General features: G+C 64.6%; 19 protein-coding genes. 7 read left to right on the plus strand and 12 right to left on the minus strand.

Translation table 11 applies throughout. The features are described 5' to 3' along the window. Entirely contained in the window at positions 1–693 is a 693-nt protein-coding gene (locus FXB41_RS03725) for a DUF1345 domain-containing protein (protein WP_007598111.1), read from the plus strand. A gap of 132 nt (positions 694–825) precedes the next feature. Here FXB41_RS03725 and FXB41_RS03730 read toward each other — a convergent pair whose 3' ends face one another. Next, a complete protein-coding gene (locus FXB41_RS03730; protein ID WP_219679749.1) occupies positions 826–2,658 on the minus strand; it encodes a caspase family protein in 1,833 nt (610 codons plus the stop codon). A 180-nt stretch (positions 2,659–2,838) separates the two neighbouring features. After that, positions 2,839–3,267 (minus strand): GFA family protein, encoded by a 429-nt coding sequence (locus FXB41_RS03735; RefSeq protein ID WP_007598114.1) that lies wholly within the window; start codon positions 3,265–3,267, stop codon positions 2,839–2,841. A 94-nt stretch (positions 3,268–3,361) separates the two neighbouring features. On the opposite strand from FXB41_RS03735, the gene FXB41_RS03740 reads away from it, so the two are divergent. The 3 genes from FXB41_RS03740 to FXB41_RS03750 all read left to right on the plus strand — a co-directional run bounded on the left by FXB41_RS03740 (position 3,362) and on the right by FXB41_RS03750 (position 6,453). Next, positions 3,362–3,736, plus strand: a complete 375-nt coding sequence (locus tag FXB41_RS03740) for a nuclear transport factor 2 family protein (protein ID WP_007598116.1) — start codon at positions 3,362–3,364, stop codon at positions 3,734–3,736. A 191-nt stretch (positions 3,737–3,927) separates the two neighbouring features. Continuing rightward, positions 3,928–4,797: a class A beta-lactamase gene (gene bla, locus FXB41_RS03745; protein ID WP_219679750.1), complete on the plus strand. Its 870-nt coding sequence runs from the start codon at positions 3,928–3,930 to the stop codon at positions 4,795–4,797. A gap of 48 nt (positions 4,798–4,845) precedes the next feature. Beyond that, the gene (locus FXB41_RS03750; RefSeq protein WP_219679753.1) at positions 4,846–6,453 is read left to right on the plus strand and encodes a Na+/H+ antiporter; all 1,608 of its coding nucleotides are present in this window, start codon (positions 4,846–4,848) and stop codon (positions 6,451–6,453) included. Between the two features lie 26 nt (positions 6,454–6,479). Here the strand turns inward: FXB41_RS03750 and FXB41_RS03755 are convergent, their stop codons facing one another. The 6 genes from FXB41_RS03755 to FXB41_RS03780 form a co-directional block, all read right to left on the minus strand. After that, positions 6,480–7,301: an N-acetylmuramoyl-L-alanine amidase gene (locus FXB41_RS03755; protein WP_219679757.1), complete on the minus strand. Its 822-nt coding sequence runs from the start codon at positions 7,299–7,301 to the stop codon at positions 6,480–6,482. Positions 7,302–7,304: 3 nt separating this feature from the next. After that, the gene (locus FXB41_RS03760; RefSeq protein WP_219679761.1) at positions 7,305–8,642 is read right to left on the minus strand and encodes a Rieske 2Fe-2S domain-containing protein; all 1,338 of its coding nucleotides are present in this window, start codon (positions 8,640–8,642) and stop codon (positions 7,305–7,307) included. Positions 8,643–8,728: 86 nt separating this feature from the next. Beyond that, a complete protein-coding gene (locus FXB41_RS03765) occupies positions 8,729–9,625 on the minus strand; it encodes a TauD/TfdA dioxygenase family protein (RefSeq protein WP_219679764.1) in 897 nt (298 codons plus the stop codon). A gap of 134 nt (positions 9,626–9,759) precedes the next feature. Then, on the minus strand, positions 9,760–11,043 hold the full coding sequence (ispG, locus tag FXB41_RS03770) for a flavodoxin-dependent (E)-4-hydroxy-3-methylbut-2-enyl-diphosphate synthase (RefSeq protein ID WP_007598128.1): 1,284 nt from the start codon (positions 11,041–11,043) through the stop codon (positions 9,760–9,762). 12 nt (positions 11,044–11,055) lie between these two features. Continuing rightward, positions 11,056–12,009 carry a DMT family transporter gene (locus tag FXB41_RS03775; RefSeq protein ID WP_219679767.1) on the minus strand — a complete coding sequence of 318 codons (954 nt, stop codon included), beginning with the start codon at positions 12,007–12,009 and terminating at the stop codon, positions 11,056–11,058. Positions 12,010–12,045: 36 nt separating this feature from the next. Continuing rightward, a complete protein-coding gene (locus FXB41_RS03780) occupies positions 12,046–12,540 on the minus strand; it encodes a Fur family transcriptional regulator (protein WP_007598132.1) in 495 nt (164 codons plus the stop codon). 156 nt (positions 12,541–12,696) lie between these two features. Between FXB41_RS03780 and FXB41_RS03785 the strand changes: the two genes are divergently transcribed. From FXB41_RS03785 to FXB41_RS03795, 3 genes are read left to right on the plus strand one after another with little or no spacing between them, the layout of a single operon-like run. Further along, entirely contained in the window at positions 12,697–13,179 is a 483-nt protein-coding gene (locus FXB41_RS03785) for a MarR family winged helix-turn-helix transcriptional regulator (protein ID WP_219679770.1), read from the plus strand. Then, entirely contained in the window at positions 13,172–14,347 is a 1,176-nt protein-coding gene (locus tag FXB41_RS03790) for an HlyD family secretion protein (RefSeq protein ID WP_007598136.1), read from the plus strand. The genes FXB41_RS03785 and FXB41_RS03790 overlap by 8 nt, the downstream gene beginning before the upstream one ends. A 16-nt stretch (positions 14,348–14,363) precedes the next feature. Next, the gene (locus FXB41_RS03795) at positions 14,364–15,920 is read left to right on the plus strand and encodes an MDR family MFS transporter (protein ID WP_007598138.1); all 1,557 of its coding nucleotides are present in this window, start codon (positions 14,364–14,366) and stop codon (positions 15,918–15,920) included. A gap of 174 nt (positions 15,921–16,094) precedes the next feature. Here the strand turns inward: FXB41_RS03795 and FXB41_RS03800 are convergent, their stop codons facing one another. The 4 genes from FXB41_RS03800 to pcaH all read right to left on the minus strand — a co-directional run bounded on the left by FXB41_RS03800 (position 16,095) and on the right by pcaH (position 20,426). Beyond that, positions 16,095–17,069 carry a phosphotransferase gene (locus tag FXB41_RS03800; RefSeq protein WP_311985786.1) on the minus strand — a complete coding sequence of 325 codons (975 nt, stop codon included), beginning with the start codon at positions 17,067–17,069 and terminating at the stop codon, positions 16,095–16,097. A gap of 165 nt (positions 17,070–17,234) precedes the next feature. After that, positions 17,235–18,926 carry a methyl-accepting chemotaxis protein gene (locus tag FXB41_RS03805; RefSeq protein ID WP_219679777.1) on the minus strand — a complete coding sequence of 564 codons (1,692 nt, stop codon included), beginning with the start codon at positions 18,924–18,926 and terminating at the stop codon, positions 17,235–17,237. A gap of 207 nt (positions 18,927–19,133) precedes the next feature. Further along, positions 19,134–19,724 (minus strand): protocatechuate 3,4-dioxygenase subunit alpha, encoded by a 591-nt coding sequence (pcaG, locus tag FXB41_RS03810; RefSeq protein WP_007598143.1) that lies wholly within the window; start codon positions 19,722–19,724, stop codon positions 19,134–19,136. After that, positions 19,725–20,426, minus strand: coding sequence for a protocatechuate 3,4-dioxygenase subunit beta (pcaH, locus tag FXB41_RS03815; protein ID WP_219679778.1), 702 nt, complete (start codon positions 20,424–20,426; stop codon positions 19,725–19,727). It lies immediately after the preceding gene. Positions 20,427–20,471 lie beyond the last annotated feature (45 nt).

The raw sequence follows: 20,471 nt of genomic DNA on the forward strand, positions 1-20,471 counted from the left end.
ATGGCGGGCGGCAGCAAGGAAGACCCCGCCCTCGCCCGCTTTCGCAAGATGTCGCGGCCGATGCGGCTGATTTATGCGCGTCCGCGGACGTTCATGTCGCTTGCTGTTGGTATTCTCGTCTGCCTGCTCATCCCGGGTTCGCACCGGCTGGTCACGCGGCTTCTGTTCGGCTGGGATGCGTTGATCGCCGTTTATCTGGTGCTGGTCTACGCGATGATGCTATGCAACGACCACCAGCACATCCGCCGCGCCGCAGCGATGCAGGACGATGGCCGCTTCGTGATCCTGCTGGTGACGGCGATCGGCGCCTTCGCCAGCATCGCCGCGATCGTCTCCGAGCTTGGAACGCCGCATCGCGGCGTCCTGGAGCTGAGCATCGCAATCACCACCATCGTGTTGTCGTGGGCCGCCGTGCACACGATCTTCGCCCTGCATTACGCGCATGATTATTACCGGCACGCCACGCCGGGCGGCCTTCAGTTTCCCAGCGGCGACAAGGAAGACCACGCGGATTATTGGGACTTCGTCTATTTCTCGTTCGTGATCGGCATGACCGCGCAGGTCTCCGACGTCGGCATCTCCGACAAGACCATCCGCCGCACCGCGACCGCGCACGGCATCGTCTCATTCATCTACAATACGGCCTTGCTGGCGCTGACGGTCAACATCGCGGCGAGCGCGATCTCGACGTAGTCGTCGTCCTGGCGAAAGCCAGGACCCATTGCCACCGGCCGTGGTTTTGCGAAGACTGGTGGTTGGCTCCTCGGCGCCGCAACTTCTCCCTGGGGTAATGGGTCCTGGCTTTCGCCAGGACGACATTGTGAGTTAATTACACACCTCGGCATTGGCATCGTTGCCGGGGCCGCCGCCGCCGCGATATTCGAGATGGCAGCCGCGGTTGACCGGACGGCAGCCGGCGCTATTGCAGAATAGCTGTCCGCCGCTCGAGCGGCGGCTGGCGCCAGCGGCAGCAGCGATGCCCGCAGCGCCACCAAAGCCGCCGGCCGCTCCGGCAGCCTCACCGCCGGCTTGACGACGCTGCCGCGCGGGACGCTCGTCGCCATCGTCACGCTTTGCGGTCGCAGGCTTGGCGGTCGCAGGCTTGGCGGCACGCTGCTTCTCGCACTCGTTGTCGTCGTTGACCGCATAACCATCACGGCAGACGATCTTGGTGCATTTGTCGCCGTCGGTCTTGAAGCCGTGCTCGCAAACCAGCGGACAGACGCGCGACTGCTTCGACTTGACCGTGTCGAGCGCATCGGTGCTCGCCACCTTCACGTCGAGCTTGGTGCCGGCATAACGGTTGAACTGCGACAACGAGCGCTGCGCGGACGCGGTCCAGTTGCCGTCGGCGGCGCCGGAGAAGCAGCCGACGCGGCCGAGTTCGGTCTGCACCGAGCGGCTGAGATCGGCCGGCGCGGTGGCCGGCGTCAGCGACGCGACGTTTGTGCCGGCGGGGCTCGCCGTGGTGGCTGGCGCCGCACTCGGCGCCGCGGCGGCGAGATTGACGCGCTGCTGCTCGGCGGCGGCCGCCTGCTGCTGCGCCTGCTCCTTGGCCTTTTGCGCCGCAAGCTGTACCTGCTCGGCGGCCTTCGCATCGGCGACTGCCTTGGCCTGCGTATCCTTCTGCGCGCCAAGTGCGGCAAGACGATCGCGCTGGGCCTCGGCCTGCTTCGCCTTCTCGGTGGCCGCCGCATGAGCCTGCTCGGCGCCGATTTTTTCGAGCTGAAGCTTGGCAAGGCTCGCATAGAAGCCGTCGGAATGCTGGGCGAGGAACGCCTCCCATGCCGGCCTGTTGCCGACCTGGAGCGCGAGCTCGTAATCGCGGCGGATGTCGGCTTGCGGGTTCGGCGCGGACGCAGCGGCAGCCGCAGCGGTCACCTTGACCGGCACCAGCGGCACGTCCTCGCCGCCGAGCGAGCCATAGACGAACGGCTCCTGCTTGTTACCTGTGGACTTGAGCACGTCGTCGCGCACGAAGCCGAAGGCGCGGCGGACGTCGAGGCCCGGCGTCGTCAGATGCTTGGACAGCGCCACGGTGAAGGGGCTGTTCGCACCGTCGCCATCCTGCGCCGTGAAGCCGGCCTTGGCCGAATAGGCGATCAGCGTGTTGGGGCTGGTCGGCTCGACCTGGGCGAGGCCGCGGCCGATGCCGCGCGACGCGACCGTGCGCTTCATGGTCTTGCCGAACGGATTGTCACGGCAGGCATCCAGGATCACCAGGCGAAGCTGCTTGGCCGGTTCGACCGCAACCAGGACGCGGTCGAGGGAGAGCGCCTCGTCAAAGACGTCGGTGTCACGCTCCAGCTTGGCGTCGACAGGGATCAGATAGTTCGAGCCTTCAACCTCGATGCCGTGGCCGGCATAATAGACCACGGCGATATCGGCATCGCGGGTCCCGTCGGCAAATTCGCGCAGCACGCGTCGGGTTTCCTGCGCCGTCAGGTCGTGCCGGGAATCGACGATGTCGAACCCGGCCTCCTTCAGCGTCCGGGCCATCACCGAACCGTCATTGACGGGGTTCGTCAGCGACGGCGCATGCTGGTAGGCGGAGTTGGCGATCACCAGCGCGACGCGCTTTCCGGCGAAAGCGGGCCCGGTGCCGAATAGCAGCGCGACGGCGAGGAGAAGGGGGCAAAGTCTGAGCAATTTGCGCATGACACGACTTCCGAGTTCAGGGCCGTTCGAGCCCCTTTGGGACGGCTTTAGCAGGGTCCGTCGCGGACGCTTGTGACGGAGGTCACGAAGGTGGTGCCAGCGGCAGGCCGAAAGGCCCCTTTTGTTTGTCGCGCCAGTCCGGCCGCGGTTCGCCGAGAAACGAGTGCACAGTAGGTTCCCTCAGGCATCTCCCACGTGGCCCCGATATTGCGGCAGATTATCCGTAATCTCGTGCCAAGGCGCCTTCGAGCCCACGAAAATGTGGGCGCTCGGTCGGATCGAGGGGGCATCGACCAGGGTTCCCATGGCGACATGGACCCATTTTCCCTCGCGCACCCGGGAATAAAGCAGCGAGCCGCAGCGGGCGCAGTGGGCGTCATGGGTGGTGTCGTCGCCGTAGATGGTGCGCTGGTTCTCGCCGCTGACGATGCGGAGCTTGCCCTGCTCGATACCGGCGAACGGCTTGAAGGCGGCGCCGGTGGTGCGGCGGCAATCCGAGCAGTGGCAGTTCATCGCATAAGAGAACGCGTCCGCCACCTCGTAGCGCACGGCGCGGCAATAGCATTCACCGACCAGGATACGAGCGTTCGAATTCTCTGATCCGGTCATCACAGTGTCCTCGCGCAAATGGTACGCACTCCCATAGCGCATTTTGACGTGTACGACTAAGTTCGCCCCGAGCCATCATTCAAAGGGATGACCCATGAGCCAGAACCGTTCGAGTGTCGAAGCCGTCGTGCAATCCTATTTCGACGGACTTTACGAGGGCGATGCCGAAAAGCTCGGCGCTATCTTCCATCCCTCCGCCGATTTGCGCTGGGTCGAGAAGGGTGAGCTGCAGGTGCTGACCGTGCCGGACTGGCTCGACCGCGTGCGCAAGCGTCCCTCCGGCAAGGCCGAAGGCAAGCCGCGCGAGGATTTCATCGTCACGATCGACCGTTCCGACGACAAGACCGCCTTCATCAAGGTCCGATGCCAACTGCCGCCGCGTTTTTTCACGGACTATCTGGTGGCGATGAAGCTCGCCGACGGCTGGCAGATCGTATCGAAGTCTTATCGGTATGATCTGCGGGAGTGAGGGGGGCCTAATCTTCCGCTGCCCGAAATCGGGCGCACTCGTCCCACATCCTCCGTCGTTGCGAGCGCAGCGAAGCAATCCAGAGTCTTTCCGCGGAGGCAGACTGGATTGCTTCGCTGCGCTCGCAATGATGATGCGGATGGAGTGCATGCCGCATCTCCACCCCGCCCGCCTCGCTCAAAAGGTTCCCCATGCTTCTCGACCGCCGTTCGCTGCTTGCCTCGCTGTGCTGGATTGCCGCCTCTCCCGCGCTCGCCGCGGACGCGCTACTTGAACTCGAAGCCTATGAGCGCGAGAGCGGCGGCCGGATCGGGGTCTATGCCGAGAACCTCGCGACCGGCGCGAAGCTCGCATGGCGCGCCGACGAACGGTTCGTCATGTGCTCGACATTCAAGGCTTCGCTCGCGGCCTGCGTACTGGCGCGGGTCGATCGTGGCGAGGATCAGCTTGCGGCCATGATCCCGTACGGCAAGGCCGACCTGCTGGAGTACGCACCGGTCGCCAAGCAAAACATTGCCGCCGGCGCAATGTCGGTCACCGAGATGTGCAAGGCGATCGTCGAGCTCAGCGACAACACCTGCGCCAATTTGCTGCTGGCGCGGATCGGCGGTCCCGCCGCACTCACCGCGTTCTGGCGGTCGCTCGGCGACACCACCTCACGGCTCGACCACAACGAGCCCGAGCTCAACCGCTCACCGCCCGGCGATCCCCGCGACACCACGACGCCGGCGGCGATGGCAGGCAATCTGCGCCGGCTTGTGACGGGCGAGGCGCTGTCGGCGACCTCGCGTGCGCAGCTCACGGACTGGCTGGTGGGTTGCAAGACCGGCGCGAACCGGCTGCGTGGCGGGCTCCCCGCAAGCTGGAAGATCGGCGACAAGACAGGCAACAACGGCAAGGACGCCTCCGGCGATATCGCGGTGGCCTGGCCCAAGCCCGATACGAAACCCGATGCCCCGATCCTGATCGCGGCCTACACCCAGGGCGGTACGCCGAGTGCGGCGCAGATCGAAACCGTGTTCGCACGCATCGGCCGCATGGTGGCCGAGCGGCTGGCGTAAGCCGCACGCATTGACGTTGCGACCGCTTCCGGGTGAAGACAGATCATCATGGAAGCGAAATTTCAGACCTTTCTCATCCTGCTCGCCGTGCTGGCGGGCACCGCGCTTGTCGCCCGCCGCTTCAACATCGCGCCTGCCATTCTGCTGATGCTCTCCGGCGTCGGCCTCGCCTTCGTGCCCGGCATGCCACCGGTCGAACTGCCGCCGGAACTGGTGCTGCTGATGGTGCTGCCGCCGCTGATCTACTCGGCGAGCGTCGCGATGAGCTGGCGCGAGTTCAAAAAGAATCTTCGCCCCATTGTGATGCTCGCGGTCGGCGCGGTGATCTTCACCACAGCACTGGTCGCAACCGCCACCCACTATTTGATCGGCCTGCCCTGGACGATCGGCTTCCTGCTCGGCGCCATCGTCGCGCCGCCCGACGTGGTGGCGCCGCTCGCGATCGCGCGCCGGTTGCATTTGCCGCGCAGGCTCACGGTCATCCTCGAAGGCGAAGGGCTCGCGAATGACGCCACCGCGCTGATCCTCTATCGGTTCGCGCTCGCCGCAATCATGGTCGGGCATTTCTCGCTGCCTCTGGCAGGCGGCGAGTTCCTGCTCATCGTCGCCGGGGAGATCGCCTTCGGCATCGGTGTCGGCTGGCTCTCCCTGCGTTTCCGCAAATGGTCGGGGGATCCGCAGGTCGAGCTGACGCTGTCGCTGATCACGCCCTACGTGTCCTATTGGCTGCCCGAACATCTCGGAGGCTCCGGCGTGATCGCCACCGTTGCCTGTGGCCTCTATGTGAGCTGGAACGGCCCGCTGCTGATCTCGGCATCGACGCGCCTGCAGGGAATCTTCTTCTGGGACCTCGTGATCTATCTGATCGAGGGCTTGCTGTTCCTGCTCACGGGGTTCCAGATGCGCGCGCTCTACGAGAAGTCGAAGGCGTTCCCGCTCGACGACATCATGATCGCGACCGCCGTGGTGCTGGCGGTCGTCGTGATCGCGCGCTTCGCCTGGCTTTATCCCGCGACCTATCTGCCACGCATGCTCAGCAAGTCGCTGCGTGCGCGCGATCCGTCACCACCGTGGCAATGGCCGTTCGTGCTGGCGTTCACCGGCGTGCGCGGCGCGGTGTCGCTGGCGGCGGCACTGGCGCTGCCGTTCACGCTGCCGGGCGGCGAGGCCTTTCCGTTTCGCGACCTGATCCTGTTCGTTGCCTTCGGTGTCATCTTCATCACGCTAATCGGCGTCGGCCTCACGCTGCCCCCGGTGGTGCGCTGGCTCGGTGTCGCGGACGCCGGCCGCAGCGAGCATGCCGCCGAGCACGAGTCCGAGATCGCGGCACGGCGCCAGGCCCTCGATGCCGCCCTGACGTCGCTCGACGCGCTGACCGAGGAGAAGGACGTGTCGGACGAGGTGATGCGGCTCTTGCGCGCCCGCCACGAGATCCGGGTCAACCAGCTGCCCGATTCGCTCGATCCCACCCGCCACGACGTCTCCGCCGCAGGTACCGCGCTGACCCGCGACCTGATCGCCGCCGAGCGCAAATTCATCCATGACCTGCTGCGCGACGGCCAGATCACCGACGAGACGCGCCGGAGGATCGAGCGGGATCTGGACCTGGAGGAGGCGAGTTTGGCAAACCGGGAGTACCGGGGAGGGCCGCTGTAGATTCCCGTCATTGCTGGCGGCGCAAGCTACCGCCTCTCGCAAAATTCCCTCATCGCCACCGCCACGGCGCCGGCAATGATCTCCTGACGCTCCGGCGAGTTCATCGCCATTTCCTCGTCGCGGTTGATGATGGAGCCCGCTTCGAGCAGCACTGCGGCGCTACGGGTTTGCGAGAGCACGACGAGCCCGTCATAGCGGTAGACGCCGACATCCTTGTCGAGCAATTGGCGCCGGTAGCGGCCCATCACCGGCAGGGTGTATTGGCCGGCATAATGCAGGTCCTGAGCCTTCAGCTGCCGGCCGATCATGCGGGCCAGCATCAAGCTCGTGGCGTAATGCGGATTCCGCTGCGACACGAATAGCGAATGGCCCGAAAATCGATCACTGAAATAGCTGTTCGCGCCGTCGAACTCCCAGGTCTCGATCAGCTTGTCCGGCACCGAATCGTGATGGATCGACAGGAAGAGATCGGCCCGGGCACCATTCGCGGTGCTGACGCGTTTGAGCAGGCTCGGCCGGGCCTTGCCGTCCGTGACGAGCAGCCGGGTCGCGGCAAAGCCTTCGGCCTTGAGCTTCGCCGTGATCAGACTTGCAAGCCGGAAGTTGAAGCCGAACTCGGTGTCGTTGCGTGCGCTCAACGCGCCGTAGGAGTCCGGGGTGTGCCCGACATCCACGACGATCCGGAATTTCGACATCTCACACTTGACCGGCGCGTGCGGCGGCTTGGGTTTCGCGATTTTCCGCGCGATCGCAGCATGGCCCTCACCTGCAGGCGCCAGCGACCATAGCAAGATCGACGCGACGAGCGTGGAGACGAGACTTGCAAGGATGCTGCGCGGCTGCCCCAAGTGCTACTCCGCTGCCGCTGTTCGCGGCCGGCCGACAAAGCCTGTGACGTCGCCGAAACGCTCCAGCATCACCGCGGAAAGGTCCTTGGCCTTGCTGGTGACGCAGGCGCCCGAGCGCACGGCGTAGCGATCCTGATGCGCGACCTGCGGCGGCGGCTCGCCCTGCTGAAGCGCTCGCGCCAGTTCCATCACGACTTTCCGGAAATGCATGATACCGAGATCGGTCGGACCGAGATGCTCGCGGGTGCGATCGGCGATGGGACCCTGGCTATCCTGTACGGCCGCGTCCTGTTCGGATACACCCTTGATGCCGGTGTAGCTCCTGGTTTTCTGCAGCTTGCGATCAATCAGATAGTCATTGCCGTTGTGGCGCAGCGGCACGTAATCGTCGCCGACCTCCGCGATCACGCCATTGCCGCGGTCAAAGGCGTCACGCTCGGCTTGCGTCAGCGGCCGCTCCGGATTCCAGGCATAGGTGTAGATCCAGCAATTGGTGTCGGTGACGGGCACGAAGGTCTGGCCAAAGATGTTCTCGCCCGGCATCGCGCTCGGGGCATAGGCGTGGAACGGCATCAGGAACTGCGCGATGCGCCAGTAGATGTTGTCGCCGCCGGTGAGCCGCCCACCGGCGATGGTGAGGCCCGCCGGGTGCGCCTGGATCTTGATCACAGGCCGGGGGTCTTCGGCGATCCAGAGCATGTGATCGCTCGACATCCGCGCGATCGGATTCACGAAATGCTTCTTGATGTCCAGAATCTCGTTCTCCTCCTTATCGAAGGAGAGATGGGCGAAGGTGAAATGCGCGGTGTCGATCGAGCCTTCTAGCGCCTGCACCCAGTTGCAGTCCTGCCATTTCTTGCTGACGTAGCGGTGCGAGGCCGGCAGCAGCGCCATTTCGAGATCGGGCAGCTCGGGCATCGCGTCAGCCGGGCCCATATAGGCCCAGATCATCTCACCCCATTCGCGCACGGGATAGGATTTGATGCGGATGAGATCCTTGGCGTTGAGGTCGGGATAGGACGTCGGCATGTCCACGCACCTTCCGTCGGTGTCGAACTTCCAGCCGTGATAGACGCAGCGGATGCCGCATTCCTCATTGCGCCCAAGCCAGAGATTGGCGCCGCGATGCGGGCAGTATTGGTCGATTAATCCGACGACGCCGCGCGAGTCGCGGAAGGCGAGCAGCTCCTCGCCGAGAACGATGATCTTCTTCGGCTCGCCGTCGGGTTCGGGGAGTTCTTCGGACAGCAGGACAGGAATCCAGAACCGGCGCAACAATTCGCCCATGCCGGTTCCGGGGCCCGACTCGGTCAGGAATTTGTTGTCCTCGGCGCGGAGCATGGAAAATCCTCCCGACGGTCTTTGTTTTCGGCAAGATTGGCGCGGACGCGGGAAGACGTCAACGCGGAACGCGATGCGCAGGCGGGTTAAACCGGCCGCTCCCCCTTCACCGTCACGCGCGTGCCGGAGCGCGTATGCGGCCAGTAATCCCACATCGCGCGGTGCTGGGTGCAGCGGTTGTCCCAGAACGCGATGGCATTCTCGGTCCAGCGGAAACGGCACTGAAACAGCGGGTTCTCGGCGTGTTGATAGAGATAGGCCAGCATCGCGTCGCTCTCGTCGCGCGGGATGCCGTTGATGTGCCGGGTGAAGCCGCGGTTGACGTAGAGCGCCTTCTTGCCCGTGACCGGATGCGTGCGCACCACGGGATGCTCGGCACTCGGATAGGACGGTCGGTCGGCGACGCCGTAATTGGCGTAGAGCCCGCGATAGATCGGCTCGCCGTCGTGCAGCGCGGTCAGCCCGTCGAGATAGGCCTTCATGCGATCCGACAGCGCCTCGTAGGCGGCGTACATGTTGGCGAACAGCGTGTCACCGCCGCGCGGCGGGCACTGCTTGATGTAGAGGATCGAGCCCATCGGCGGCTCGAGATCACAGGACACGTCGGAATGCCAGCCCTCGCCGTTGGCGCGCGGCGAGTTCGCGTCCGCGTAGATCTTCATCAGCGCCGGGTCTTCGTCCTCGTGCGGAGCGGCGGGATGAAAATGCAGCTCGCCGAACTTGCGCCCGAAGGCGAGGTGCTGTTGTGGCGTGATGTGCTGGTCGCGGAAGAAGATGACGAGGTTTTCGGCGAGCGCGCGATGGATCTCATCCATCTGCCGGTTGGAGCGCGCATCGTCGGAAACGAGCTTGCCGATCTCGACGCCGGAGATTTCCGCGCCGATGACGGGCGTGAGCTTTTCGACCCGAAGCGTCTCGTAAGGCGCGCCGTCGTCCGTCGCGTGGCGATAGCGCGGGCCCTGCTTGCCGGCGAGTGAGCTCATGGCGTGCCTCCCGATCGCTCTTGATTGGGGACATCGTAGCCCGGATGGAGCGAAGCGCAATCCGGGTTGAGTTCGTCAGCTTGCGAGAACCCGGATTTCGCTGCGCTCCATCCGGGCTACACGCCGCAAAAGGCCTACTCCGCCGCGGTCACCGGCACCTTGGCGCCCTGGCCGTAGCGCTGCTCGATATAGTCGATCACGAGCGCCTTGAAGTCGGCGGAGATGGTCGGGCCGCGCAGGGTGCGGAATTTCTTGCCGTCGACGAACACCGGGGCAGCCGGCGCCTCGCCCGTGCCCGGCAGCGAGATGCCGATATTGGCGTGCTTGGATTCGCCGGGGCCGTTGACGATGCAGCCCATCACCGCGACGTTGAGCTCTTCCACGCCGGGATATTTCGTCTTCCAGGTCGGCATCTCGTCGCGGATGAAACCCTGGATCGAGCTGGCCAGCTCCTGGAACGTGGTCGAGGTGGTGCGGCCGCAGCCGGGGCATGCCGCAACCAGCGGCACGAAGGTGCGGAAGCCCATGGTCTGCAAGAGCTCCTGGCCGACCTGCACCTCACGGGTGCGGTCGCCGCCGGGCTCCGGCGTCAGCGAGATACGGATGGTGTCGCCGATGCCCTGCTGCAACAGGATGCCGAGCGCGGCCGAGGACGCCACGATGCCCTTGGTGCCCATGCCGGCCTCGGTCAGGCCGAGGTGGATCGCGTAGTCGGAACGGCTGGCGAGATCCTGGTAGACCGCGATCAGATCCTGCACGGCCGAGACTTTGGCCGAGAGGATGATGCGATTCTTCGGCATGCCGAGCTCTTCGGCGCGCGCGGCCGAGAGCAGCGCGGACTGCACCATGGCTTCGCGCGTCACCGCGCGCACATCGCGCGGATCGGCGGACGCGGCGTTCTCGTCCATCAGCTTGGTCAGCAGCTCCTGGTCGAGCGAGCCCCAATTGGCGCCGATGCGTACCGGCTTGTTGTTCTTGTTGGCGATCTCGATGATGTCGGCGAACTGGGTGTCGCGCTTGTCCTTGAAGCCGACATTGCCGGGATTGATGCGATATTTGGCGAGCGCCTCGGCGCAGGCCGGATAGGCCGCGAGCAGCTTGTGGCCGATATAGTGGAAGTCGCCGATCAGCGGCGTGGTGATGCCGCGCTTGAGCAGGCCGTCGCGGATGTGCGGGACGGCGGCGGCGGCCTCCTCACGGTCCACGGTGATGCGGACCATTTCGGAGCCGGCGCGGGCGAGCGCTGCGACCTGGGCGATGGTGCCGTCGATATCGGCGGTGTCGGTGTTGGTCATCGACTGCACGACGATCGGCGCGCCGCCGCCGACGGCGACGTCGCCGACCTTGACCTGGGTGGTCTTATGCCGGGGCGCAGGGCCCGCAACGTCGGAATCGATGGTGTTTTCGAGCTTGTTCATGGCGTCCAAATATCAGGTTTTGGTGACGTTCAGCAATGCATCGCGCGGCGCCGCAGCGGATTGACTGGGACGGTTAACCAGAAAAAGCCCAGCAATGACAAGGACGGCGGCCGCCCCGAATGTCAGGTTCAGCGTGTCGTGCATGATGAAATAACTACCCACCACGCCAAACAAAGGGGTGATGAAGGTAAAAGCCGACAATTTGCTGGCCGAATAGGTCTTCACCAGCGCGAACCAAAGCGTGAACGTGGTTCCCACGACCCAGATCGCCTGGAAGGCCATCAGGCCCAGCGACAGCGGCGACGGGGTGTGCGGGATGGTCTCCCCGAACAGCCAGGCGGCCAGCCCCAGGATCGGGATCGACGTCGCGACCTGGTAGCCCAGCGCCTTCTCGGGCGCCGCGAAGCGCAGCCGGGTGCCCTTGGCAACCAGCGTGGTCGCCGCCCACAGCGCGGCGCCGCCGACGATCATGAGGTCGCCGAGCAGGACATGCGAATCGACGTTGGGCTGCGGCACCCCGATCGCGAGTGCGACACCGGCAAAGCTGATGGCGAGCCCCAGCCATTGCGTCCCCCCAAGCCGCTCGTCGAGCACCTGGTAGGAGCCGAGCGCGACGAAGAACGGCGCGGTGTAGAGGAACACGACTGCCCGCGATGCCGGTGTGAAGCGCAGGCCCTGGAAGATCAGCACGAACTCGATGCCGAACATCAGTCCCGCGATCACGCCGGGCTTCCAGGTGCCGTCGCGTTCGAAGAATTTAACGCCGCGCAAGCTGCCGATGATGAACAGCACCGGCAGCGCGCCCATCGAACGGAACGTGGCCTGAAGCATCGGCGGGATGTCCGGCAGCACCAGTTTCACCGCGATCTGGTTGAATCCCCAGGTCAGGCACAGCATGAGCATCAGGGCGATGGCGCCGGCACTGAGGGGACGACCGGCGGACGGTATGGCTTGAGGTGAGGACATTTCTTCCTGAAAAACCGGCTTTGCGCCGTTGTTGCTCTAAGCAGCTTTCTGACAATGCGCGCAGACGCCCGTGATTTCCACCACGGACAATTTGGGAGCGAAGCCTGAGCTGCGCGCGGCGGCGTTGAGGTCCTTGGCGAAGGATGCCGACGGAATCTCGCCGACCAAGCCACAGCGCTCGCAGATCAGGAACGTCACCGCCGAGGTCGCGTCGTGGTCGTGAGCGGCGCAGGCGAGATAGGCGTTGCGGCTTTCGATGCGGTGCACGAGGCCGTTGGCCATCAGGAAATCGAGAGCACGATAGACCGTGATCGGCGCCGGCCGCGGCATCGATTTCGCCAGCTCGTCGATCACCTCATAGGCGCCGAGCGGCCGGTGACTCGAGAGCAGCGCCCCCAATACATGGCGGCGTATCGGCGTGAATTTCTGCGCGCGCTCTCCGCAAACGGCCTCGGCATGCGCCAGCGCATCCGCGGTACAGCGGCCGTGATCGTGATCGGGCGCGGGAAATGCCGGTTTTGCGAGGGTCATGCGACGGCCTTCTAGCATTTCGAAAGGGGAACCCATAGCAGGACCGGCGATGCGGCCATCAGCCATGCTCGCCCTGCGGGACAGTGTCCCGCAAACCCGCCATGAAATAATCATAAGCTTGCTTATTATATTCCAAGCTTATTGGAGACCAAGCTCATGAGCCCAGGGCCCGTGGACCAGAACTTCCTGTTTACGCTCGCCGAGCTCTATCGCCTGCTCCGGGTCTATGCCGACAAGGAAGCTTCGCGCTTCGGCATCACCCGCGCGCAATGGGCGGTGCTGGCCAAGGTCGAGCGTAGCGAAGGCATGAAGCAGTCGGAACTCGCCGAGCTTCTCGAGGTGCAGCCGATCACGCTGACACGCCTGATCGACAAGCTCTGTGACAGCGACTGGATCGAGCGACGCAACGATCCTTCGGACCGCCGCGTCAAGCGGCTGTACCTGAAGAAGGCCGGGCGGCAATTGCTCGGGCGGATGAGCGGGCTGAAATCCGAGCTCACGGCCAACGCGCTCGACGGCATCACTCCGGCGGACGCCCACCGCCTCCTCACCCAACTCGAAGCAATCAAGGAAAACGTGCGGTCCGCGATCCAGACCAGCGGAGCGGAACAAGCGCGTAAGGAGCAGCGCTATGGCTGATCAGGTTCTCAAATTCCAGCCCGAGCAGAAAATCGACGGCGGCAAGCCCACCAAGAAAGCCGGCACCAATCCGCGCCGCCGACTGGTGGCGGGCCTGCGCCGTTATCGCCGCGTCCTGCTTCTGGTCGTGCTGCCGATCGTCGTCGCAGTTGCCGGCTTCACTTTCTATCTCAACGGCGGCCGTTACGTCGGCACCGACGACGCCTATGTCGGCGCGCAGAAGGTGCTGGTGACGCCCGATATCTCCGGCAAAATCCAGAAGGTTGTCGTCAAGGAAGGCCAGATCGTCAAGCACGGCGACGAGCTGTTCGAGATCGACCCCGCGCCGTTCCGTCATGCGCTGGAAGAAGCCAAGGCGCAACTCGCCCAGGCCCGCATCACCTATGACAATCTCGTTGCCAACATCAAGATCTACGGCGACATGCTCAATCTCGCCCAGCAGGGCGTCGACCTGAAGCAGCGCGACGTCGAGCGCAAGCAGGCGCTGGTGAAGAACAATTACGGCTCGCAGCTCGATCTCGACAACGCGTCGAATGCACTGGTCACCGCCGGCGCACAGGCGCAATACATCAAGCAGCAACTCTCCAATGCCAAGACCCAATTGCTCGGCAATCCCGAGTTGCCGCTGGAGCAATTCCCCGCCTACGCGCAAGCCAAAGCCAAGCTGGACGATGCCCAGCGCAACCTCGACCACACCGTGCTGCGCGCGCCGATGGATGGCGTGGCAACCCAGGTCGAACAGATTCAGCTCGGCCGCTACGTCGCCGCCGGCACGCCGGTGTTCTCCATCATCGACGTCGCCCATCCCTGGGTCGACGCCAATCCGAAGGAGAGCGACCTCACCTATGTCACCGAAGGACAGCCGGTCACGCTCGAGGTCGACGCGTTCCCGAACCATCTCTTCAAGGGCAAGATCGGCTCGCTCTCGCCCGGCACCGGCGCGCAATTCGCGATCCTGCCGCCGCAGAACGCCAGCGGCAATTTCGTCAAGGTGGTGCAGCGCGTGCCGATCCGCATCTATTTCGATGAGAGCGACAAATACGTGCGCAAGCTGAAGGCCGGCATGAGCGTCTACGCCACCATCGACACCGGCCACCGGCGCTCGCTCGCCGGCCTGCTCGGCCTGTCGGCGACCGCGAGCCAAGACAAAGATTCGGACAAAGACTGAGACAAGGACTGATCCGATGTCCGGCCCCAATGCCCATTTGATGGTTCCCGGCCTGCGCCGGAACATGGTGACGATCTGCGCCATGACGGCAACCATCATGCAGGCGCTGGACACCACCATCGCCAACGTCGCCCTGCCCTATATGCAGGGTACGCTGTCGGCTTCGCAGGACCAGATCAACTGGGTGCTGACCTCCTACATCGTCGCCGCCGCGATCATGACGGCACCGGTGGGCTGGATCGCCAACCGCTTCGGCCGCAAGCGCATCTTCATCATCTGCTCGGCCGGCTTCACCATGGCATCGGTGCTGTGCGGGCTTGCGCAGGACATCAACCAGATGGTGCTGTTCCGCCTGCTGCAAGGCGTGTTCGGCGCGGCGCTAGTGCCATTGTCGCAATCGGTGATGCTCGACTATTACACGCTCCAGGAACGCGCCAAGGCGATGTCGATCTGGGGCATGGGCGTGATGATGGGGCCGATCATGGGCCCCTCGCTCGGCGCCTGGCTGACCGAGACTTATTCCTGGCACTGGGTGTTCTTCGTCAATCTGCCGTTCGGCGCGATCACCGTGATCGGGCTGATCATCTTCATGGACGAGACGCGGAAAGATCTCAGTCTCAAGTTCGACTGGTTCGGCTTCGCGGCGCTGGCGGTCGCGATCGGCTCGCTTCAGCTCGCGCTCGACCGCGGCGAGCAATTGGGCTGGCTCGAATCGGGTGAGATCCTTGCGGAGTTCATCGTCTCGGCCGTCGCCTTCTACTTCTTCATCGCCCACTCCTTCACCACCTCGACGCCGTTCATCCGCTTCGCGCTCTTCAGGGATCGCAACTTCGTCACCGGCTGCATGTTCATGGTCGTGATGGGGCTCGTGCTGTTCTCGACCATGGCGCTGGCCTCGCCCTATATGCAGAACGTGATCGGCTATCCCATCATCACCGCGGGCCTGCTGCTGGCGAGCCGCGGCTTCGGCACCTTCTTCGCCATGATGCTGGTCGGCCGCATGATGCGTTATGTCGAGGCCCGTACGCTGATCATCACGGGCCTGACGCTGACCGCCGGCTCGCTGTTCCAGATGACCGGCTGGACCGATTTGACCCAGGTGCCGGAGATCGTGACCGTCAGCGTCATCCAGGGCTTCGGCTTCGGCCTTGTCTTCGTGCCGTTATCGACGGTGGCGTTCCTGACCTTGTCGAATGAGCTACGCACCGACGGCACCGCGATGCTGACCCTGATGCGCAACGTCGCGAGCTCGGTGGGCATTTCCGTCGTCATCGCCCAGCTGACGCAGGGCACGCGGCGGACCTACGCGATCCTGTCCGAGCATATCAATCCATTCAACCACGCGCTCCAGATGCCCAGCGTCAGCGGCATGATCAATCTCTCCACCGACGCCGGCCGCGCCATGGCCGATCGCATGGTCAGCGTGCAGGCGCAGATCATCGCCTTTGCGCACGACTACCAGCTGGTGATGTTCTTCATCCTCTGCACCATCCCGCTCGCCCTGCTGATCGGCTCGACCAAGGCCACCCTGCGCAAGCAGGCGGCCGGGCCGGAACATGCGGTGATGGAGTAACGTGGGTCACAACTTCCGCCGTCGTCCTGGACAAGCGCAGCGCAGATCCAGGACCCATTACCCCAGGGAGGAGTTTGGTGGTAAGTCGTGGTTACCAGCCTCGCGCCACAACCTTTCCCTGGGGTAATGGGTCCTGGCTTTCGCCAGGATGACACCGGTTTATCGCGTGAGCAGTTACAACAATTCCTCGCAACCCAAATCCTCGACCGCCATCATCACGCGCTCCAGATTATTCCACCAGACGACCTCTGGGGTGTTGACGCTCCATTGCCAAACCGGCTTCGTGATGTGCCAGAGCACCGACCAGCGATAGTCTTGGTCCAGCGCGCCGCGTGTGTAGCCGGCGACACCGTACGCGATCAGCGTCTCATAGTAGCGGTTGAGCAGCGCCCGTTCGAGTGCCTGCCGGCGTTCCGGATACCATTGGGTCGCCATCATGTAGGCGAGATCGCTCGTAGGCACACCGATGCGCCACCGGTCGAAATCAAAAATGCGTACGCTATCGGCGACGCCGGCGCGCGGCACCAGGAAATTCCAGCAATGCGCGTCGCCGTGGACGACGGTCACGTTGCGGTGCGAATGGTAGCGCTGGAGCAGGTGGCCCGACTGGTCGATGAAGCGCCGGTAGAGGATTCGGCGCTCTTCGCTGAGGCGGTCGCCGAGCAGATCGGCGAAGCGGTCGTAATGGCCGGCGAAGGTCTCCATCTGCCTCACGCTTTCGTCGACGCTTGACCAGGAGCCGACAGCCTCACCAAGGCTGGCATGATCCCACCACGCACCGTGCCAGCGCGCGAGTGCGGTGACGATCGCCGTTGCCCGATCGCGCGAAGGCGGCAGCGGCCAAGCCGCCGCGATCTCATGGCTGCCGGTGAGATCTTCGAGCAGCAGATGCCAGTCCTGGCTCTCCTCGTCGAAATGGCCATCGTAGCAGCGCGGTACGATCTGCGACGGCATATTCGGCGCAAGATGAGTGTAGAAGGCCACTTCCTGCCGACCGGAATTGGCCAACGCCTTGGCGTAGGTCGGATGCGGCATCTTGAGGATCACGGAGGGCGGTGCCCCGGCGGATTCCCCGACATAACGCAGCCCAAGGCGGATGACCTGTGACACCATGGCCGGGTGCTGATGCAGCACCTTCACTTCGCGCACTGCGCCGGCGTCCAGTACGCCACTCCTACGCAGCGCAGCTGTCAGTTGGGCGGGCTCAACGACCGCCGGCAATTGTGGAGGTGTCATGAACCACGATGCCCCTGTCCCGCGTCATACTGCACGATCACGACCGCAGGCGCCAGCGAACGACGTCGCGCGCCCGGCTCAGGCCGCCGCTGTCGAGTCGCGCACGGTCCTGACGACAACCGAACGGAGCTGTTCGAGATTGGCCGCCATGCCGGCGATCGCCTGCCTGACCTCCGCGGCGCGCTCGTTCACGGAGGCGGCGTCGCGGCTGACATCACCGATCTTGGCCGAGACCTCCTTGGCCGCGGACGCCGATTCGGAGATCGACCGCGTGATCTCTCGCGTCGCCGCGTCCTGCTCTTCCATCGCGGCGGCAACCGAGGTGGCGACGCCGTCGATCTCGACGATGTGGCCTCCCATGGTTTCGACGGCGTCGACCGCAGCCTGCGTCGAGGCCTGGATCTCGGCAATCAGCCGCGCGATCTCCTCGGTGGATTTGGCGGTCTGGTCGGAGAGGGATTTCACTTCGGCGGCGACCACCGCGAAGCCACGGCCGGCCTCGCCGGCGCGCGCCGCCTCGATCGTGGCGTTGAGTGCCAGCAGATTGGTCTGGCCGGCGATGCCGCCGATCAGGTCGGAGACCTCGGCGATCTTCTTCACCGATCCGGCCAGCGTCTGGATAGTCGAGCGCGCCTGTTCCCGACCGGCGACCGCCGATTTTGTCACCGTGCTGGTCCGCGCGACCTGGGTTGCGATCTCGCGGATCGAAGCACTGAGTTCTTCCGCTGCGGCCGAGACGGTCTGCGAGCTGCCGAGGGCCTGGGTGGAGGCGGCTGCGACCGCCTGCGACTGTGTCGAGAGCGACCTTGCGATCTCGGACAGACTGGAGGCGGCACGCTCCACGCCTTGCGTCGCCGCGCTCGCGGTATCGACCGAGCGGCCGGTCTCGCGCTCGACGGTTTCGGCCATCTGGTGCAGGGCCCCGCGCTTTGCGAGCGCCGCCTCATGCTCCTTCTGCAACTGCTCCTCGCGCAGGCGGGAATTCTCGACCGCCGCCTGCTTGAACACCAGGAGCGCGCCCGCCATCGAGCCGACCTCGTCCTGCCGGTGCGCGAAAGGAATGTCGGCGGCGAGATCGCCGGTCGCGAGCTTTTGCATCGCGCTGGTCATGCGCACGATCGGGCGCATCACGCCGAGGGCGACGCCGAGCAGGCCCGCCGCAATGAAGGCGAGGACGGCGGCGGAGACGCCGAGAAGGATATAAAGCATGGAGCTGTCGCGGTCCGCGGCCAGCTTCTCGATGTCGGCATTCTGCTTGTTGGCGCTCTCGACGATGCTGTCGATGACGGCGCGATGCGCGGTGTAGGCGTCCTTGAGCTGCGCGTAGGCCCGCTCGGAGGCGGCCGTCTCCTTGGCCTTGAGGGCGGGGAGGAGCTGGTCGGACAACAGCTTCCAGAACTTCTGCACCTCGGCGTCGGATTTCGACACCAGGGCCGTCTTCAGGTCGGCCGAGAGGCTGGAGGTGACCCAGAATGCCTTGCGCTCGTCGTAGTCCTTGCGGAGCTGGACCAGGCGTTCGCCATGGGCCGCGAGCTGGTCGGGCTCGCGCATGGCGAGCGTGGCCTCGAGATAGGCCTCGATCACATATTCCGGCGGCGGCAGAATGTCGGCGATGAGGTCATTGCCCAGCTTGATGTCGGAATAGAGCGGACCGCCGACCTTGAGCTCTTTCAAGGCGTAAAGGCTGGTGGAGACCACGGCGGTGAAACCGATCGCCAGAACGACGCCGAAAGCAATGATTGCGGAAGAAAGCGAAAGGCGAATTTTCATGGAATAATCCAATGGGGCCGCGCCGAATCCCACGGACCCTAGAGGATTACGGTAAACACGGGATTGCTTCGCGCAGAAATTGCATCGCGCGAGCTCCGAAAAAATACGGGAAACGGCGTCAGGTGAACGGTTTCGGGCAGCGAAATCAGGCCCGTCCTCCGCTGTCGTCCCGGATCGGCGCTCCGCCTGACCGGGACGACGCTGGGGTCACACGTCGAAAAACACCGTTTCGTTGTCGCCCTGAAGCCGCAGGTCGAGCCGGTACACCGGCTTGCCGGCCTCGCGCACGGCCGTCAGCGTAGCGCGGCGGTCGGCCGGCACCACCGCCAGCACGGGATCGGCGGCATTGCCGGCCTCGTCGCTGAAATAGATGCGGGTATAGAGATGCCGCAGCATGCCGCGGCCGAACACCGCAAGCAGGATATGCGGTGCCTGCGGCTTGCCGTCGGGATCGGGCACCGCGCCCGGCTTGATGGTTTCAAAGGAATAATTGCCGTCCTTGTCGGTGCCGCAGCGGGCAAAGCCACGGAAGCTCGCATTCGGCAGGGCGCGCTTGTCCTGCGGATCGGCGAAGCGCCCCTGCGCATCGGCCTGCCAGATCTCCAGCATGGCATCGGGCACGGCGACCCCATCGCCGTCGAACACGCGGCCCTCGATCCGGACACGCTCGCCGGTGACGTCGGGCGTTAGCGTCGAGTTGGTAAACGCGTCGTTCCAGGCGTACTCGCCGGTCGGCGTCAGGCCGTATTTGAAGAACGGGCCGACGGTCTGCGACGGCGTAATCCCATTGTCCTGCACTTAATGGTTCTCCATAGGGGTGGCGTTCTTGCCGCGCAGCACGACGTCAAAGCGGTAGCACAGCGCCCATTCGGGCTGGGTGTTCTCGAGATCGAACGACGACACCATCCGCGCCCGCGCCTTCTCGTCCGGCACCGAATTGAAGATCGGATCGAACGGGAATAGCGGATCGGCCGGGAAGTACATCTGCGTCACGAGGCGCGTGACAAAGGAATGGCCGAACACCGAGAGATGGATGTGTGCGGGACGCCAGGCGTTATGATGGTTGCCCCACGGATAGGCGCCGGGCTTGATGGTGACGAAGCGATAGTAACCGGAGGCGTCGCTGACAGTGCGGCCGGCGCCCGTAAAGTTCGGATCGAGCGGAGCCGGATGCTGATCGCGGACGTGAACGTAGCGACCGCAGGAATTGGCCTGCCAGATCTCGACCAGCGAGTTCGGCACGCCGCGGCCGTCCTCGTCGCGCACATGGCCGTGCACGATGATGCGTTCGCCGAGCGGCTCGCCGGTGTGCTGAGTGGTGAGGTCGCTGTCGCCCTCGCGCACGGTCTCATGGCCGTAGACCGGGCCGGTCAGCTCCGACAGCGTATGGCGCATCGGGATCAAGGGCTTGTTCGGCGCGCGCTTGATCGAGCTCTTGTACTCGGGCGACAGCGGCAGCGGATGCGCCGTGTTGCTGTCGACGGGATAGATCAATGTCATTGGCGAACTCCTCCCCGGCCTTTTTCCGACCGGTCAACGCTTCCG

Source organism: Bradyrhizobium canariense, assembly GCF_019402665.1.
GTDB lineage: Bacteria > Pseudomonadota > Alphaproteobacteria > Rhizobiales > Xanthobacteraceae > Bradyrhizobium > Bradyrhizobium canariense.

Coding starts and splice junctions, on each gene's coding strand:
- FXB41_RS03740 (WP_007598116.1), top strand. CDS start 3,362: ATGAGCCAGAACCGTTCGAGTGTCGAAGCCGTCGTGCAATCCTATTTC.
- FXB41_RS03765 (WP_219679764.1), bottom strand. CDS start 9,625: ATGAGCTCACTCGCCGGCAAGCAGGGCCCGCGCTATCGCCACGCGACG.
- FXB41_RS03795 (WP_007598138.1), top strand. CDS start 14,364: ATGTCCGGCCCCAATGCCCATTTGATGGTTCCCGGCCTGCGCCGGAAC.
- pcaH (WP_219679778.1), bottom strand. CDS start 20,426: ATGACATTGATCTATCCCGTCGACAGCAACACGGCGCATCCGCTGCCG.
- FXB41_RS03780 (WP_007598132.1), bottom strand. CDS start 12,540: ATGACCCTCGCAAAACCGGCATTTCCCGCGCCCGATCACGATCACGGC.
- FXB41_RS03730 (WP_219679749.1), bottom strand. CDS start 2,658: ATGCGCAAATTGCTCAGACTTTGCCCCCTTCTCCTCGCCGTCGCGCTG.
- ispG (WP_007598128.1), bottom strand. CDS start 11,043: ATGAACAAGCTCGAAAACACCATCGATTCCGACGTTGCGGGCCCTGCG.
- FXB41_RS03775 (WP_219679767.1), bottom strand. CDS start 12,009: ATGTCCTCACCTCAAGCCATACCGTCCGCCGGTCGTCCCCTCAGTGCC.
- FXB41_RS03760 (WP_219679761.1), bottom strand. CDS start 8,642: ATGCTCCGCGCCGAGGACAACAAATTCCTGACCGAGTCGGGCCCCGGA.
- FXB41_RS03735 (WP_007598114.1), bottom strand. CDS start 3,267: ATGACCGGATCAGAGAATTCGAACGCTCGTATCCTGGTCGGTGAATGC.
- bla (WP_219679750.1), top strand. CDS start 3,928: ATGCTTCTCGACCGCCGTTCGCTGCTTGCCTCGCTGTGCTGGATTGCC.
- FXB41_RS03790 (WP_007598136.1), top strand. CDS start 13,172: ATGGCTGATCAGGTTCTCAAATTCCAGCCCGAGCAGAAAATCGACGGC.
- FXB41_RS03725 (WP_007598111.1), top strand. CDS start 1: ATGGCGGGCGGCAGCAAGGAAGACCCCGCCCTCGCCCGCTTTCGCAAG.
- FXB41_RS03785 (WP_219679770.1), top strand. CDS start 12,697: ATGAGCCCAGGGCCCGTGGACCAGAACTTCCTGTTTACGCTCGCCGAG.
- FXB41_RS03750 (WP_219679753.1), top strand. CDS start 4,846: ATGGAAGCGAAATTTCAGACCTTTCTCATCCTGCTCGCCGTGCTGGCG.
- FXB41_RS03805 (WP_219679777.1), bottom strand. CDS start 18,926: ATGAAAATTCGCCTTTCGCTTTCTTCCGCAATCATTGCTTTCGGCGTC.